The sequence below is a fragment of the Paenibacillus sp. GYB003 genome (genome assembly GCF_036577625.1).
Taxonomy (GTDB): Bacteria; Bacillota; Bacilli; order Paenibacillales; family NBRC-103111; genus Paenibacillus_AB.
Window position 1 is genome coordinate 185581 of sequence record NZ_JARBDC010000066.1, and the last position, 16334, is coordinate 201914.

At 60.1% G+C, this 16334-nt stretch carries 10 protein-coding genes and 1 pseudogene; 3 read left to right on the top strand and 8 right to left on the bottom strand.

All coding sequences use genetic code 11. From position 1 onward, the window contains the following. Together PV407_RS21535 and PV407_RS21540 are read right to left on the bottom strand one after the other, a co-directional pair. Positions 1–996 carry a hydroxyacid dehydrogenase gene (locus tag PV407_RS21535; RefSeq protein WP_332092048.1) on the bottom strand — a complete coding sequence of 332 codons (996 nt, stop codon included), beginning with the start codon at positions 994–996 and terminating at the stop codon, positions 1–3. A 38-nt stretch (positions 997–1034) separates the two neighbouring features. Beyond that, on the bottom strand, positions 1035–2363 hold the full coding sequence (locus tag PV407_RS21540) for an ABC transporter substrate-binding protein (RefSeq protein ID WP_332092049.1): 1329 nt from the start codon (positions 2361–2363) through the stop codon (positions 1035–1037). Positions 2364–2798: 435 nt separating this feature from the next. On the opposite strand from PV407_RS21540, the gene PV407_RS21545 reads away from it, so the two are divergent. After that, entirely contained in the window at positions 2799–3080 is a 282-nt protein-coding gene (locus tag PV407_RS21545; protein ID WP_332092050.1) for a hypothetical protein, read from the top strand. A 144-nt stretch (positions 3081–3224) separates the two neighbouring features. Here the strand turns inward: PV407_RS21545 and PV407_RS21550 are convergent, their stop codons facing one another. Continuing rightward, positions 3225–4532 (bottom strand): AGE family epimerase/isomerase, encoded by a 1308-nt coding sequence (locus PV407_RS21550; RefSeq protein ID WP_332092051.1) that lies wholly within the window; start codon positions 4530–4532, stop codon positions 3225–3227. Between the two features lie 272 nt (positions 4533–4804). On the opposite strand from PV407_RS21550, the gene PV407_RS21555 reads away from it, so the two are divergent. Next, a complete protein-coding gene (locus PV407_RS21555; RefSeq protein WP_332092052.1) occupies positions 4805–5644 on the top strand; it encodes a helix-turn-helix transcriptional regulator in 840 nt (279 codons plus the stop codon). A gap of 29 nt (positions 5645–5673) precedes the next feature. On the opposite strand, the gene PV407_RS21560 is transcribed toward PV407_RS21555, so the two are convergent. The 4 genes from PV407_RS21560 to PV407_RS21575 all read right to left on the bottom strand — a co-directional run bounded on the left by PV407_RS21560 (position 5674) and on the right by PV407_RS21575 (position 12782). Further along, positions 5674–7806 carry a ligand-binding sensor domain-containing protein gene (locus tag PV407_RS21560; protein ID WP_332092063.1) on the bottom strand — a complete coding sequence of 711 codons (2133 nt, stop codon included), beginning with the start codon at positions 7804–7806 and terminating at the stop codon, positions 5674–5676. Positions 7807–8262: 456 nt separating this feature from the next. After that, positions 8263–9600, bottom strand: coding sequence for an ABC transporter substrate-binding protein (locus PV407_RS21565; protein WP_332092053.1), 1338 nt, complete (start codon positions 9598–9600; stop codon positions 8263–8265). A gap of 45 nt (positions 9601–9645) precedes the next feature. Continuing rightward, complete coding sequence (locus tag PV407_RS21570; protein WP_332092054.1) at positions 9646–11193, bottom strand: FAD-dependent oxidoreductase; 1548 nt, start codon at positions 11191–11193, stop codon at positions 9646–9648. A gap of 482 nt (positions 11194–11675) precedes the next feature. Further along, positions 11676–12782 (bottom strand): alpha/beta hydrolase, encoded by a 1107-nt coding sequence (locus PV407_RS21575; protein WP_332092055.1) that lies wholly within the window; start codon positions 12780–12782, stop codon positions 11676–11678. Positions 12783–12953: 171 nt separating this feature from the next. On the opposite strand from PV407_RS21575, the gene PV407_RS21580 reads away from it, so the two are divergent. Continuing rightward, positions 12954–13397, top strand: coding sequence for a GNAT family N-acetyltransferase (locus PV407_RS21580; protein ID WP_332092056.1), 444 nt, complete (start codon positions 12954–12956; stop codon positions 13395–13397). Between the two features lie 478 nt (positions 13398–13875). Here the strand turns inward: PV407_RS21580 and PV407_RS21585 are convergent. Continuing rightward, positions 13876–16334 (bottom strand): annotated as a pseudogene (locus tag PV407_RS21585) (hypothetical protein); the annotation flags it as partial.

Here is a 16334-nt window from a genome sequence, read left to right on the forward strand (position 1 = left end):
TTAAGCCAGGACGCTCAGCTGTTCTTCCTTCACTTCGCCTTCCAGCTTTTCGCCGGCAAGCAGGCGGTTCAGCTCGTCGATCGCGAACTGGCCGAGCCGGCGAACCCCGTTGCCGACCGCGCCGGCGATATGCGGCGTGATGACGCAATTCGGCAAGCCGCGCAGCGGATGATCGGGCGCGGGCGGCTCCGGATCGGTTACGTCCAGGCAGGCGAACAGCCGGCCCTTCCGCAGCTCGGCGACGAGCGCTTCCTCGTCCACGATCGATCCCCGCGCCGTATTGATCAGGATCGCGTCGTCCTTCATGAGCGCCAGCCGCTCGCGATTGATCATTTTGTACGTTTCCGGGATCGACGGCGCATGGATCGACACGACGTCGCTGACGCGCATCAACTCGTCCAGGTCCGCCTTGACCGCCCCGAGCGCCTGCGCCTGCTCGGAAGTCAGGATCGGGTCGTAAATGACGATCGAGACGTCGAAATTGCGGAGCAGCCGGATGAAATGCCGTCCGGCCTTGCCGGCGCCGACGACGCCGACCGTCACCTCGTACAGCTCCCGGATCCGGTCCTTGCCCGCGTTCCAGCCGCCGCCGCGCGTCGATTGCGTCAGCTGCCACATGTTTTTCAGCGAGGCGATCGTCAGGCCGAGCGCCGTCTCGGCGACTCCTTGTCCGAGCGGCCCGTTGCCGCTCGAGACGAGGATGCCGCGCCGCCACAGCTCCGGCGTCACGATGCCCTTGACGGTTCCCGCGGCGTGCAGCACCGCTTGCAGCTTCGGCGCCCGGTCCAAAATGTCCCCGGTCAGCTTGGAGCAACCCCACGACGTGATCGCGAAGTCGGCCCCTTCGATCACGCTCCGGAGCGTATCCGGCGTCGGCAAGCCGGCCGTCTCGTTGCGGACGACCGTGCCGATCGCTTCCAGCTGCCTCCATTGCGAGTCGCCGAAAATCCGTTTTTGGATCGCCGGTTCCGGCAGTATGGCTATTTTTACACTCATGATGCGCTCCCACTCCTATCCTATTGTCCGCGAACAAGCTATTTGTTTTTTGCCTTTTCTTTCTCGAGTTCCTGCTTCAGCTTCTCGTCGACCTCGCGAAGCGCCGTATTGATGTCTTTCTTGCCCTGCGCCACCTCGATGAAGGCGTTCCCGACCAGATTTTGCTGCGTCGCTCCCGGAACGGTGGTCAGCCCTTGCTTGCGCTTCGGCGTGTAATTGGCCGGCTTGTAGACGTTGATCGCGTTCATGTTTTTCTTGCTGTAAATCGGGTCGGACTGGCCGAGCACTTTGGCGATTTCCGGATTGTTCAGCGTCGTCGGGATACCTCGCTTGGAGTCGGCCAGCTGCGACTCGTCGGACAGCATCTCCATGATCATCTCGAACGCCTCGTCCTTATGCTTGCTCGCATTCGTAATCGACCAGTAGGCCGGTCCGCGCTGCGGCATCAGATCGGGGCCGTCCTTGAATTTCGGATACGACACCAGATCCCAGTTCACTTCGGGCGGAATGACGAGATAAATGTTGTGCTGGTTCGTCATCAGCGCGACGTTGCCTTTGTTGAACGCTTTGTCCTCCAGGCTGGACGTATTCTCGATCGTGTTGTTCGGGATTTGGTAAAACCGGAGCAGGTTTTGGAACAGCGTGGTCCATTTGCCCGAGTCCGCCAAGCCGTCCACGTTGGGATCGAGAATCGGCAGCGACAGCACGTTGTCGCGCAGCGTGTTGACCGGATTCGCGCTGAAGCCGCGGTATACCGTTCCGCCGTCGACCCGCGTCATCTTTTTGGCGAGCTCGTACAATTCGTCCCACGTCATGCCGTCCTTCGGATAGGCGACGCCGAATTTGTCGAACAAATCCTTGTTGTAATAAAGCGCCTGCGGGAAGTACGGAGGCACCGGCAAGCCGTACAGGGCGCCCGTTCCGCCGGCGTCGATGATTTCGTCGATAAATACTTTGTTGAACCGGTTGAGGTCGTACTTGTACTTCTTGACCAGCTCGGACATGTCGTAGCCGATTTTGTAGTCCAAATAGCCGGTCTGCAGCGTCGGAACGTCGATGCGGATAATGTCCGGTATTTTGTTCGCCGCGACGAGGTCGGCCAGCGTCTGTCCTTTGCCGCTCATAATGTATTCGATCGTCACGTGCGGAAATTTCTTTTTCAGCGTTTCGCTGAACCGGTCGTTGAATTCCTTCTCCGATACCCCTGACGTAAACACGACCATCGTGTACGGATCTTTCGGCTTCTCTTCCGGCTTCTTATCGGAACCGCTTGCCGATCCGCCTCCCGATCCGTTTCCTTGCCCGCCGCAGGCGGAGACGAGCAGCGCCATCATCGTAAGCGCTGTCAATCCAGCTTTGATTTTCATCGCACCTATCCCCCATTGATCATCCATCGTCAACTGCCCGTACTTCGGTAAACATGTTTGCGCTTACATTAACGTTGAAGCCGTGTATGCCCTCGATCACCTCCCGGTTCCCTTTGGTTTCTCGGATGTCGCGCTCTCGCTGTAATTGGTTTTTTGTGGTTCCCAACTCATTTCTCTTTCATTTTAGAAAGCGCTTATATTTTTGTCAACTGGTTTATTTCCATGATTCAGAAAAAATTCGAACGACTCTGCAGGACGATGGACAAACCCTCGTTGATAAAGGATTTTATCCATATCAGCCATGCGGAGCGCTCATGATTGCCTGGACCTATAACCAAAAAACTGGTTCCCAAAATATCGATCTATGGGAACCAGAATTTCCATCTCAAGAAGTTGAACCGAAAAAAGAGCCTCCTCGGAAGGAGACTCTTTGCAATGCATTTCGATCCGGTTTTTCACGTCCGTTTCAGATTGGCGGACGAACTTCAACAAGCAATCCGCCGCTTCGTGCGCGAAAGCATCGCTCTGCCCGTACCCGGGCCTCGTTTCGGGCGAATGGACGAAGCCCTGGCCTGCGCTGCCGACGATTGCGCGAAACGCGATTCCATTTATTTCGATCTGCTGCCAAGTTCGCATTTTCGCGACGTCCGGCCTGCGGCGCGCGTTCGCATGGATGGTCCGTTCAGCCGCTTCCGCCTCATAACGGAACGGTATTAAACGGTATTCCGCTAATAAGCGAAAAAAAGCGGCGCAACGTCGACACGCCTCCAAATAACGGAACGCGGCTAAACGCGGCTCCCTTATTTTCGGGAAATGCCGGGAAATATTCGGAATAGCGGAATACGGTTAAATACGGTTCCGTTACGCGCAGGAGCCGCTTCCGCCAGTCCGTTCCATCGAATCGAGCAGCTCGATGATATAAATCACGTTGCGGATAATATGATACGGATCTTTGACCGGCAGAGCGACGACCTTGCTGATCGGCTCGCCGCCGCGCATCCGGATTTGGATCCATTCGCCGACGGTTTCGTCCGGATTCGGAAACGTGCGGAACGTGTACTCGTGGATGCGCCGGTAATCGTCGAGAAACGCCCCGTCCCCCGTCAGCCGGTAGCACAGCAGCGTCGTATACAGCGCTTCGGAATGCGGCCACCACAGCTTGTTGTCCCAGTTTTCGCGAATTTGCCGAACCATCGCCGTATGCTCGATTCCGGTCGTGTCGCCGCGCGGCTTTCCGCCGTCCCGGTCGACGAACAGAAGCAAGCCGCCGTATTCGTCGTCCCAGCCGATCTCGACCATTTTGCGGGCCGTCTTCGCCGCCTTCCCGATATACGACTCCTCGCCCAGCTTCCGCGCGGCGTGAATGACGAACCACATGTCTTCGATCGAGTGGCCCGGGTTGCAGTACCGTCCCAGCAGCGAGTCGACCCTTCGGTTGTCGGTTCCGATCATTTCATTCAAGACGCCGTCCCCGTCGATGAAATGCTCCGTAATCTCGCGCAAAAACCGCCTCATGTTGTCGCGCAGCCGCCCGGTCTCGCGCTCGTCGCCGCCGCAAGCTTCCTCGGCCTGCAGCAGCTCGTCGGTCACGTTCAGCAATATCATCGGGATGTTATGCGACTTGTAGCCTTCCGGCGTCGGATACGGCGCCATCTCGTAATCGCCGCGATCGATCCGGTCGATGACGGAGCGGTACAGCCTGCGGGCGAAACGGATGCTGTCTCCGTCTCCGGACACCGCCGCGTATTTGGCCAGACCGGCCACGACGAAGCAATCGGCGAAAATGCTCGAATCGTACCGGTCGCCCGGCGCGTTGAGCTTCGGCTTGCCCCGCTTGTCCATCACGAACGCGCAATGGCCGTTATCCAGCAGGCAGTGGTCCATCAAAAACCGGGCGCCGTGCCCGGCCAGCTCCAGAAACTCCTTTTTTTCGCCCGGACCGAACGTGTCGGCGCTCATCGACGCCAGCTTGGCGTACATCCAGACGAACCGGCCCTGCGACCACGTATATTTGTCCGTCGATACGAGGCGGGCTCCCGTATTGTCGTAGCAATTGAAGTACCCTCCGTCCTCCCGGTCGGTCGACCGCAGCCAGAACGGCAGCAGCACCCGCTTCAAATGATCTTCGTAAAACGTCAAAAGCTCGCCTGCGTCGAACGCTTGTCCCATTTTCCCCCGTCCCTTCGTTCCGTCTTCGTCCGCGCGCTTTCCTTGTCGTCCGGCCGGCATGGCCCCATACAAGCATCCGGCCCGCGGGCCGGCGCGAAAGGAAGCGCCCCGCTTCCCGTATACCTATTCGCCGGAAGCGGTTCGATTCCTTGCGGCCGTCCCATCGTTTTCGGATACGGAGGCGGGGGCCTCTCCGCAGAGACGTCCGGGTTGCACGGGTCCCCGGACCAAGCAGGAATTCGCCGGCGTACCGTCGAAAAAGAGGGGAACTTATGCGGACATTGCGGGAGATGGAGCCTGTGCAAGCGGTATATCCCATTTCGGTCAATTATCAGGAATATTGGAAGCGGAAGCAGCAATTTCTCAAAACCGCCGTCAACGTGCCGTTATGGCTCATGTTCGCCGTCGAGGACGGCCGGTTTTCGTACGAAATCGACAACGTCGCGGGCGTCGCGGCCGCCGGGGACGTCGTCGTCTGCCCGCCGTTGATGGATTTCCGCCGCGAGGTGATCGCCCCGCTTTCGTTTTACTATTTCGTTTTTCGTTACGAGGACGGCACGGAGATGGAAACGGACAGAACGATCGAGCTGCTCCGCCTGCTCGCGTTCAAGTTCACCTCGAGCGAGCGGGAGAGGCTGTACAGCAATTTCCGGCAGTTGAACCGACTCGTCCGCGCGCAGGACGGGCAGAGCAAAAGCCGGATCCAGCATTTCGCCAACGACATTTGGCTGATGCTCCATATGGAGGCGGAGAGTCTCGCCCTCCGCGGCAAGCTCGCCGAAGACCGGCTCATGAAAGAGGCGAAGGCGCTCATCGACCGCCACGCCTTTCGCGAGGTCCGGCTGCAGGACATCGCCGCCCATCTCCATATCCATCCGGTCCAGCTCAGCCGCCGGTTCCAGCATATATTCGGCGTGACGCCTTCCCGCTACTTGACCTCGATCCGGATGGAGAAGGCGAAAAGCCTGCTCGTGCAATCGGAGTATACGATCGACCATATCGCCCGGCTGTGCGGCTACGAGAACGGTTTTTATTTCAGCCGCGCCTTCACCGGCTACTGCAAGATGAACCCGTCGCAATACCGCAAGCTGTACGGCCTCGCGTCGCTTTGAACCGGCGGGCGGCTCGCTTGGCTCCGCTTTTACAGGTCCGGCTCCGCGATCAAACCGAAATATCGGGCCAGCCAGTACGGGTGCAAAAACATCGTCCCGTCCTCCGCCCATCCGTCGCTGCCGCCGTCGAGCCGGTACGGGGATTTGTCCGGCTTGTGCAGCGGCCTTTCGTCCGCCGGAAGCGGCGATTCCGCCAGCCCGAGATGCAGTTCCTTCCCTTCGCGCAGATCGGCTCTGACGCTGTTCGCGATCGAATAGCAGACGAGATCGAGCGGCAGCTCCGCGAGGCTTCGCACCGCCGCCTCGATATCGCACATCCGGCCGGCGAGCGCCCCGTATACGGCGTTCCAGAGCGGCGAGCGCTCGGGCCTCTCCAGCTGCCAGTGCCGCTCCAGGCTCATCAAATAGATCGACCGCAGGTCGGGATCGGTTTCGTACAGCAGGAGCGGCACATAGACGTGAAAGGCGAGATTGTCGTCGATGCTCCCCGAAGCGGGATGCTTCGCGATTTTCTCGTCCAGCGTATTGAGGGCGTAATGATGCCGGATGACGAGATCCCGGTACAGGCGCTCGTACTTGTCGTCCCCGGTCACGTGAGCCGCCGTTTTCAGAAAGCTCAGCAGCTCGAGCGAATTGATGCCGCGCTGCTCCCACCATTTGGAATCGTGATTCAGCTTCTCGGGCGCCCACACCGCCCACGTCGTCGGCAAACCGTCGATATCGGTCAGACAGAAGCCGTTTTCCGCAATATGATCCGTTATCGCCCGGACGGCGGAGCGTATCCGTTCTTTGTCCCGTTCGTCCGCGGCCAGATCGTAATAAATCGCGTAGGCGTAAAAATGGCCGACCGCTTCGTCGCTGGACGCATCGCCCTTCCATTCCCATTCGCCGTCCGCGGACAGACGCCATTCGTGCCGGGGTCCCTTGACGCCGAACTCGGGCTCGCTGCGGTGAATGATCGACCGGGCCATAAAGCCCGGACGCCCGGTCACATCGAGCAGGTCGAGCATGGCATGAACGGAACGCTTCGCGCGCTCGCGCGCGGCTTCGTCGCCGGTAACCGCATATTTGAACGACTGCGCCGCCACGTAATCTCCGGTCCATAAGCCGTCGTTGTCGGATATTTCCACGACGATGCTGGGCAGGCTGCACGGCTCCTTCAGCTTCCCGCCGTTCACGTAATGAAACCGCTTATGGTGCCTCTCGATCAGCTCGTCGTAATGATCGGCCTTCTCCCGCAGCGTCATCGGCCGAAACGTCAGTTTGGCGAGCCCTTCCGGGGTGCCGAACCATACGGCGCCGTCCGTTCCGAGCGCGATCGCCTGCACCCGATCGTGCGGAAGCCACCGTTTCGAGGCGAAATAGTTCCATTTGCCGTCCTGCAGCCGGATCGCCCCGGCGGGCGTTCCGAACCAGCGCACCCCGTCTTCTCCCGCCGCCATCGCCCGCACGTCTTCGTGCGGCAGCCCTTTCGAGCCGTCCAGCCGGTAAAAAAAGTCGGTATCGTCGTGGATGCAAACCCCGATGTCCGTTCCGACCCAAATATGCCCGAACCGGTCGACGAACAGGCAGCGCGTATCGTTGCTGATCATGCCCGTGTCCCCGGCCGGAATATCGTACCAGCGCGGACGTTTCCCGAGCAGCGCATACAGTCCGCGGTCCGTCGCCATATACACGCTGCGCTCGCCGAAGGCGGCCATCGCGCGCACCCGGACGTCTCCGTAGCCGCGCTCCTTTCGCCAGCCGCCGGTGCCGGACCGCAGGCTGAACAGCATCCCTTCGGAGGCGGCGAACAGCGTTCCGGCGTCGTCCTCCGCCATCGCATCCGCGGCGGCGAACAGCGCGTCCTCGCGCCATTGCCCGCTTTCGAAGCGGTACAAGGCGCCGGCGACGGAAGCCCACAGGCCGCCTTGCCGGTCGGCGTACAGCATTGAAGCCGGCGCCGCGGGAGGGCCGCCGTCCCGGACCGGCTCGAACCGCCCTCCGGCGTACCGGGCCAGCCCGGCCGACGTGGCTGCCCATACGTCCCCGTTCCCGGCGACGGCCAAATGCGTCACGTTGTCGGACGGCAGTCCGTCCGCCGTCCGATAAAACGTTCGCTCGCCCTGCGGGTAACGGTCCAAAACGTAAGTCGACGTTCGTTTGTTCCATCCGTACGGCATGTTCACCGATGTCCCCTCCCCTTCGTATCGGTTTGACGCGATCAAGTTAGTTTAATGATAAAGAAAATTCGGCGAATTGTAAATCGCCGATTCGGTTTCCGCGTGCAGTTGGGCGTCAGTCGCCGCACCCCCGAATGCGAAAAGATATGGCGGCCGCAGCTACGGCTGCGATTGTGGCTATGGCTATGGAAGAGTCTCAACGTCTCTTAGTTTGAAATCCTCGCTAGCAACGCCCGCGCCCCCCGCAACCGGCCCGCCTTTGCGACCGTGCCGCACTCGCGCGCAACCGCCTCCGCGGGCTCGACCGCCCGCCAGCTGCCGCGCAGCGCCGAAACGCGCGTCTGGGTTTCGCTCGCGCGGCGGAAAGGCCAATCGCCGGCCCGCCGCTCGCTTCCCTTCGCCAAAACAAACAGCCCGGACGCCGCTTTCCCGCTCCGGACCGCTTTTTCCCGTGTTCTATTTCGCTTTGCTCAAATGCTCCTCGATCTTCTTCTTCGCCTCCTCCTCCGCCTGCCGCGCGGCGGTGTTGATGTCGGTCGCCCCCTGCCAAATTTGCGTGCCGTATTTGGCGTAAATCGTCACCAGGTCGGCGTCGTACAGCGTTTTCGGCGGAATCGGAGCCGGCTTGTTTTGGAAAACCGCCTTGAAGTTTTTATCCTTGAACACCGATTCCTGGCCGAGCACCGAGCGCACCGCTTCGTTTTTCAGTACCGGCATGATGCCTTTCTTGGACAGGCCCGTCTGGAATTCGTCGGACGTCATGTACGCCAGCACTTCCATGGCGGCTTCCTTGTTTTTGGCGATGCTCGTAATGCCGAAGTTGATCGAGTTGATCTGCGAGCCGACGCCCGGGTTGTCCTCGAAGCTGGGCAGCGAGACGATGTCCCAGTCGACCTCCTTCAATTGGTCGGTCCAGATCGTAATGAGGCTGGACAAATACGCCATCATCGCCACGTTTTTCTCTTTCACGAACGGCGAATTGTCGGGGATCGTCTTGAGCGCCCCGGGCGTCAGCTGCGGATCGACGAAAAACGTTTGATAAAAACGCTTCCAAAGATCGTTTTTGTTAATCGTCGGCGTATTCGTCGCCGGATCGGCGTTCGGGATGGACAGCGGGTTCATCCGCGTCAGCAGCGTCGGGTTCATGCCGAAGCCCATATACTGCACGCCGCCGTCCTGGCGGGTCAAATTTTTGGCCAGATCGGTCGTCTGCTTCCACGTCATGCCGTCCTTCGGATACGGAACGCCGAATTTGTCGAAAATCGATTTGTTGTAATAAAGCACCAGATTGTTGCCGTATACGGGCAAGCTGTATATTTTTCCGCCGCCCAGCTGCTTGATCGCTTCGATGGACGTCGTCTCGAACCGGTTCAAATCGACGTTGTGCTTTTTGATCAAGTCGGTCATATCGTACTGGAGCCCGTTCGGAATCAAAAAGTTTTCGTAAAAGCCGATCGAATGGTACGTAATGTCGAACCGGGTGCCCGACGTAATCATTTCCGGCAGCGTCGTTCCTTTTTGGCTGAAAATGTACGAAATTTTGTAATCCGGGAACTTTTTGCGAATCGCGTCCCCGAACCGGTAGTTGAAGCTGTCCTCGGGATCGCCGTTGATCGCGTAAAAGACGAGCTCGACCGGCTCCTTCGGCGCGGCCGGCTGCTTCGCCGGCCCCGCGTCGCCCGCCCCGCCCTCGCCGGACGTTCCCGAGCCGCCCTTGGAGCAGGCCGCAAGCGATGCGGCCGTCAAACAAAGGGCGAGCGTCAACGAACTTGCTTTGCGGAATGATGCATGCATGTTGGACACCCCTATTCTTTTTTTATACAATCGTCAAACCGTACGTCACACGGACAAAATTTGGCCGTCCGCCAGCAGACGCTGCCGAAGCCGCGCATAATCGACGTCCTGCACGGCGCGGCCGTCCGCCAGCGCCAGCGCGGCCGCCGTGGCCGCCGATTGGCCGAGCACCATGAACACCGGCTCCATCCGGATCGAGCCGTACGCGATATGGGAGGCGGACAGGCAGACGGGCACGAGCAAATTCGTGCATTCGTCCCCTTTCGGCACGATGGCCCGGTACGAGATCGGATACGGCGCCGGCACCGGAATTTCCACGTCGCCTTCGTTGACGCAGCGGCCGTCCAGCACGATCCTGCGGCAGTTGTGCGAATCCATTCCGTACGAAGCGAAGCCGATCGTATCTTCCGCCGCCTGGTAGCCGAGGCAGTGGTTTTGGTTCATCACGACGTCGCCGATCATCCGCCGGCCTTCCCGCACGTACAAATAATGCGGCCAGTTCGCCGTGCTCGTAAACTCGTCCGCCGGCAGCCCCCACCGGCCAACTTCCTCGCGAATCGCCCGCGGGACGCTCTCGTCGTTCGCCAAAAAGTACAGCATGCCGAGATTGTAGTGGACGTGCTCCTGAAACAGCCGCTCGCGCGTCGCGTAATCGCCTTCCGGCCAGTCGTGGTTCATGCCGATATGGTCGGTGCTGACCGCTCCGAAATTGTTCAAGTCCGTCTTCGCCTTCGGCATCGGCTTATGCAGCGTCAGGGCGTCCCAAACGCCGGCGCGGATGTAGCGGGACAGCAGCGTAAACTTGCTCGGATCGTAGTTCGGCGGAGCGGGAAAAGCGACGCGGTTGTCCGGCGCGTCCGTCAAGCAGATGCGGAAGTTGTACGCCTGGACGGAGCGGTCGCCCTGCCCCTGGATGCCCGGCGCCGCATCGGAAACGCCGTACAGCAAGCCGCTGTCGGGCTTGCCTTCCTTGACGAACGGATCGACCCAAGCCCGGAACGTATGGTGCGGCGAGCCGAACTGGATGCCGTTCCACGTTTCCTTGTATACCGTGTTCGCCTCCCGGCCGACCGCGTACGAAACGCCGGCGCGCGCCAGCAAATCCCCTTCGTACGTCGCGTCGATAAAAGCGCCCGCGCGGAAAACGTTCCCGTTTTCCATCTCGATCTGCACGATTTTGCCGTCGCGCTTTTCCACCTTCGCCAAATGCTGCTCGAAATAGACCGGCACTCCCGCCTCGTCCATCCACCGGACGAATATCGTTTCCGCCACGTGCGGCTCCATAAACCAGGCCGTTCCGTCCTCTTCGTCGCTGCCGTAATGACGGCCGAGCGTCTGGTAAAACTCGCGCGCGATGCCGCCGATCGAGTATTTGCGTCCGAAATCGGTACGGCCGAGCCCGCTCGCCGTCAGCCCGCCCAGATGGCGGCCGAATTCGGCGATGACGACGCGCAGCCCCATGCGGCTCGCCTGCAGCGCTGCGGCGATTCCCGCCGGCGAACCGCCGTAAATGCACAAGTCGGCGCTCACCTGCTCGGGCCGTTCCTGTTTCGCGGCCGGTACGTAGTAGCGTAAATTGGTAAAGTCGGTCAAAACGCGTCCCCCCCAAGTAGTCGAAGATGCGGCTGCATGCCCGGGGCAATCGCACGAACGGACGGAACCGGGAATAGGTACCGCTGTTTCGTCTCCAGTTAAGCATCGAATCGTTGTACCGGGAAATGCTCCCGGTAAAATAGCTTCGCTCCGGCGAAAAAGCGGTCCGCTGTAAAATTGCCGGGCGGTATTCCCGCTAAATGCCGCCGCTAAAGGGAAACCGGCAAAAGTAGATGGACGTTTTCCTGCTGCAACAATGTGTTGAAACATTACCCGGCGCCCGGTTCATAAGTTTGATGCGATTGCCCTGGATGCATGCCTTGCCTGCCTAGATAAAACCAGCTTACCGGAACTCGCCGCCCGGCGACATGCACAATCTGAATTCGTTATGCACAATTTTACACGCCGAAAAGTAGTGCAAACCAAAAAAAGCTTTCGGAGGATTCGTCCCCGAAAGCTTTTGTTCGACTGCGGCAAGTCTCCTACATCGATCGGTCGGCGAAATCGATGAAATGGCGCCAATCGGACAGCTCCATATTGTGCTTGCCCGTCCGTATATGGTAGCCGATCCCGCCGCCGAATACCGGCGTATCCGCCGGAGGAAGCGACGCCGCGCCGAGACCTTCCGAACCGAACAAACGATAAACCGGCTCCGCGGCGATCACCGACAAAAACTCGGATTCCGGATCGGCCCAACGATCCTCGGTAGCGCTGGACACATACAGAGCCCGCGGCGCGATTAAAGACAGCAGCATATGCTGGTCGACGGGCAGCTCGCTCTCCCGGCCGCCGAAGGACTTGTACGTTTCGCAAAACCAATGGGGGAAACGGGCGTTAATGTCGCGAATCGTCTCCCCCCGCTTCCCTCTCGAAAGCGCGGCGCCGGTACAGCCGGAATTGTTGCCGACGACCATGGCGAACCGCGGGTCGATCGCGCCGGCCCACAGCGCGGTTTTTCCGCCCCGGGAATGACCGATGACGGCCACGCGGTTCGGGTCGATGTCGCTGTCCGTTTCCAGATAGTCCATAGCGCGGCACGCTCCCCATGCCCAAGCGGCGATCGTCCCCCACGCGTGCGGAGAGCGCGGCTTCGCAGCCGGGTCGAATATGCCGTGAACGCCGTTTTCGAACCCGTCGTCGTGGTCCGGATCCAGCTCCTCCGTTTGAAACACCGCCGCGGCATATCCCCGGGACACGATATAGTCCGCCGGCCAGAAAGGCGATACCGCCGTCCGCTCCGCATCGGCCACTTCGGCTCCGCGATTGTTGATCAGCAAAAAGGCGGGCGCCGGCTTTGCCGCATTGGCCGGAACGAAGAGCAGCAGCCGGAACGCGCCGGTCCCGCCCGGTCCTTCGAACCGGATATCGACCCGTTTGCGGATGGCGGCGCCGTCCATGAAGCCTTCCTTCGTCTCGACATGGAAGCCGATTTGTTCCGGGCGCCCGACCGGTTCGCGCCCGTATACATGGTCCCGAAACAGCTGCAAAATTTCCGGCCTGCGGACGCCGCTCCATTGTTCCGCGGTCGTCGCCTTCCGTCCGTCCGAGCCGATCAGCGGATCGGGGAGCGATCGTTGTTCGATGGTCATGTCCGGCACATCCTTCCGATCTTTATTGGTTCTGTTTATTGTTAAAATTCAACAGCCCCTCTTCTTCCCCTTCCCTGCTATCTTTTATTTTCAATATAAAAAAGGACGTTGAATATATTTGCATTATATAGTATATTTATGCGAAATGACCGTTGAAAGCGAGGAGTCTTCATGCCGTTAATCGTTCGCAACGCCCAGGCCGGAGACAAAGACCGACTGACCGAGCTGATCTATCGATACATCGCGGACTTTTACAAAAAGCCGAAGCCGCCTGTCGAAAACATCCATGCGCTCATCGAGCTGATGCTGGAGAAGCATCGAGGCATTCAGTTCGTCGCCGAACGGGAAGGGGACCTACTCGGATTCGCGACCTTATACTTTAGCTTCAGTACGCTCAGAGCGAATAAAGTCGCGATCATGAACGATTTGTTCGTGATCGAGCAGGCGAGAGGTACGGGCGTGGCCGAGCGGCTTTTCAGAGCGTGCGAGACCTATACGAAAGAAAACGGATACGCCTATATGTCCTGGGTTACCGCGTCGGACAATAAACGGGCCCGACGGTTCTACGACAAAATGGGCGGAGCGCTCGGCGACTGGCTGAGTTACTCCATATAGGAGCCGTTCCGAAAGGGACCGGTTTGTTTTGCATTGCGGGCTATTGCGCGCGAGGCGAAGAACAGGTGCACGGAAAATGTCAGCCCGGGCTTCCAGCGGAAACAGGTGCGACGACCATTTCAACCGTATGCTCACAATGAAACACCGCCGGAGAACAGATCCGGCGGTTCTTGTTTTCGTGCAGCCGGTCTTTATCTGCGATTGGAGAGGAACCGGCGGCAACGGGTCGGCGGCTTACGAACCGTACCGTGCTTAACGGCGGGCCAAACGATAGGTTTTCAAGCTTACGAATCCAGGTATCGTTATCCAGCCGAAAATGGAAGGAATCGATCCGATTCGCGGGTAATAACGTTACTGAAGTTCAATTCTAACCTCCGTATTCGGCCCCGATAACGATGGCTGAGTTCGTTAGCCAGTTATCTACCTGCATTTGAAAAGCCCCGACCAATCGGCCGGAGCTTTTCCGCTGCCTATTCACCTAGCGCTGCCACATCAAATAAGGATAATCGCCGCCGACGATCCCCCACACCGGTACGGGCCCGCCGAACGACCAGCCGGCGAACGAAGCCTGCTGCTTCATTTGGGTCGTGGTCAGCGGAACGCCTTTGCCCGTGTCGCTTTGGCCGGCCGCATTTTGATCGTAATAAGACCGCGTCACGAAAGCCGAACCGTCGTTGAAACCGATCAAGCCGCCTTTTGCAGATGCGCTGCTGCTTACGGGTCCTGCGGCGTAAGTTTCGTCCACCGTCCCTTTGTTATAGCCGACGAGTCCGCCGACATTCATCGTTCCGCCCGTCACGGATGCCCGCGAATACGACTGCTGAACGAAGCCGTAGTTTTCCCCGACAAGACCGCCCAGACCGGCGAAGTTGGAAGAAACGGCGCCGGAGGAGAACGACTCGTAAAGCGACCCTTCGTTGGAGCCGATAACGCCGCCAACCCCATTGTAACCGGAGACCGTCGTCTCGGTGTACAGGCATCTTAATACGGCTCCGCTTGACGTTCTGCCAACGAGACCTCCCGTGTAAAAACCGGTGCGGCTGCTTACGCTGCCGCCTGTCGCATAGGCGTCTTCGACGATGCCGCCCTGCATATATCCGATCAAAGCGCCGACGTTGGAACCGCCTTCCACGTTTGCGTTCTCGAGTCCGATATTGCTGATTTTCGCCGAAGCCACGATGCTGCCGAACAAACCTGCGTCCGAATTCGCAGTGCTAATTTTCAAGCCGGTAATGGCGTAGCCTTTGCCGTCGAACGTTCCCGCAAACGGACGGCCGAACGTCCCGATCGGCTCCCACCCTGCGCCGGCGGCGTATCCGCTCAGATCGATATTCGAACCGAGGACGAAATGGGACGACAAATGGTTTCGGATATCGTCCAACTGGTCCGGCCGCGTGACGATATACGGGCTTAGCGCCGAGCCGTTCCCCCCGGTGAACCGATCCTCGACCGGGAACGGATCGCTGACGGCCGCAGTCAAACCGGCCCCCGTGAAAGAAAGCGTCACTGCCGGAGATACGCCGTTCAGACCGAGATCGGTAAACGTCGCAATGCCGTTGACCGCGCTCACCGTGAACGTGCCGGTCAATACCAGGCCGTTTACGGACGCCGTCACCGGAACGCTTGCGTTCGTCGGGTTGGCGTGCGCGTCGACGATCCGGACGATCGGCTGCGTCGCAAGCTTTTTGCCGTTAACCGCGCCGGCCGGCTGCGTTTGAATATGCAGTCCGGCCGGGCTTGCCGCCGTTACGGCTAACGCAAGCGGCGCCGACGGCTGTACGACGCCGTCGACCGCAAACGTCAATGTTTGCAGCGACGCGCCGTTCAAAGCCAGCTGCGCCTCGGCCTCGCCATTCGCGAATTCGACAGCCGCTTGCGCGGTCGTTCCCGCGGCCGTTACGCCGCCCCAAAGGCCGAAGCTGCCGTCGGGAGCCGGCTGCAAGCCGGACACGGTGACCGTCTTGATGCCGTTGAAGCCGGTATCCGTTTCGCCGTCCGACTTTCGAACGACGAGGCGAATCGCATTCGCCGTCCCGGCGGCCGGCGCGGCGTTATCGGCCGAAGCCGCCGCTTGGTAAGCATCGAACGTTACCGTGATCGGGATACGAGCGGAACGTCCGCCGTACGCCGCCGAAATGTGCGTCGAACCGGTACCTGCCGCTTGGACGATCCCATCCGTCACGGTCGCGACCCGTTCGTCGGCGGACGACCACGACGCTTCGGCGGTCACATTCCGTTCCGTACCGTCGCTCCATTTGGCGTTCAATTGAATCGCGGCCGTCGCGCCGAAGCTGGAAAGCCGGACCGCAGCCGGAGCATAGACGAGCCCGGTCACCGTCGGGCTCTGCCAGCTCAACGTCGGCGACAGCCCTTCCGTCAGCACGATCCCTTCGGCAAATTGCAGCGTATACGTCGTGTCGTACGCCGCTCCGCTCAGCTCCAACCGGTACCAGTCTGCGCCGTTCGGTTCGTACACGCTGGCGGTCACGCCGCCGATTCCCGGCACGCGGACGCCCTCCTGCAGCTGGCTCGCCGAAGCGTTAACCGCGTGCAGCAGCGCAACGCCCAGCTCGCCCTTGACGATCGCCTGCACCGTCGCCGGCTTCGGCTGCTCCGGCTTCGGCTCCTCCGGCTTCGGCTCCTCCGGACTCGGCCAGCTCAACGTCGGCGACAGCCCTTCCGTCAGCACGATCCCTTCGGCAAATTGCAGCGTATACGTCGTGTCGTACGCCGCTCCGCTCAGCTCCAGCCGGTACCAGTCTGCGCCGTTCGGTTCGTACACGCTGACGGTCACACCGCCGATTCCCGGTACGCGGACGCCCTCCTGCAGCTGGCTCGCCGAAGCGTTAACCGCGTGCAGCAGCGCAACGCCCAGCTCGCCCTTGACGATCGCCTGCACCGTCGCCGGCTTCGGCTGCTCCGGCTTCGGCTCCTCCG

Excerpts from the sequence above, each read along its gene's own strand:
- PV407_RS21575 (WP_332092055.1), bottom strand. The coding sequence starts at position 12,782 with ATGACCATCGAACAACGATCGCTCCCCGATCCGCTGATCGGCTCGGAC.
- PV407_RS21580 (WP_332092056.1), top strand. The coding sequence starts at position 12,954 with ATGCCGTTAATCGTTCGCAACGCCCAGGCCGGAGACAAAGACCGACTG.
- PV407_RS21565 (WP_332092053.1), bottom strand. The coding sequence starts at position 9,600 with ATGCATGCATCATTCCGCAAAGCAAGTTCGTTGACGCTCGCCCTTTGT.
- PV407_RS21560 (WP_332092063.1), bottom strand. The coding sequence starts at position 7,806 with ATGCCGTACGGATGGAACAAACGAACGTCGACTTACGTTTTGGACCGT.
- PV407_RS21555 (WP_332092052.1), top strand. The coding sequence starts at position 4,805 with ATGCGGACATTGCGGGAGATGGAGCCTGTGCAAGCGGTATATCCCATT.
- PV407_RS21550 (WP_332092051.1), bottom strand. The coding sequence starts at position 4,532 with ATGGGACAAGCGTTCGACGCAGGCGAGCTTTTGACGTTTTACGAAGAT.
- PV407_RS21540 (WP_332092049.1), bottom strand. The coding sequence starts at position 2,363 with ATGAAAATCAAAGCTGGATTGACAGCGCTTACGATGATGGCGCTGCTC.
- PV407_RS21545 (WP_332092050.1), top strand. The coding sequence starts at position 2,799 with ATGCATTTCGATCCGGTTTTTCACGTCCGTTTCAGATTGGCGGACGAA.
- PV407_RS21535 (WP_332092048.1), bottom strand. The coding sequence starts at position 996 with ATGAGTGTAAAAATAGCCATACTGCCGGAACCGGCGATCCAAAAACGG.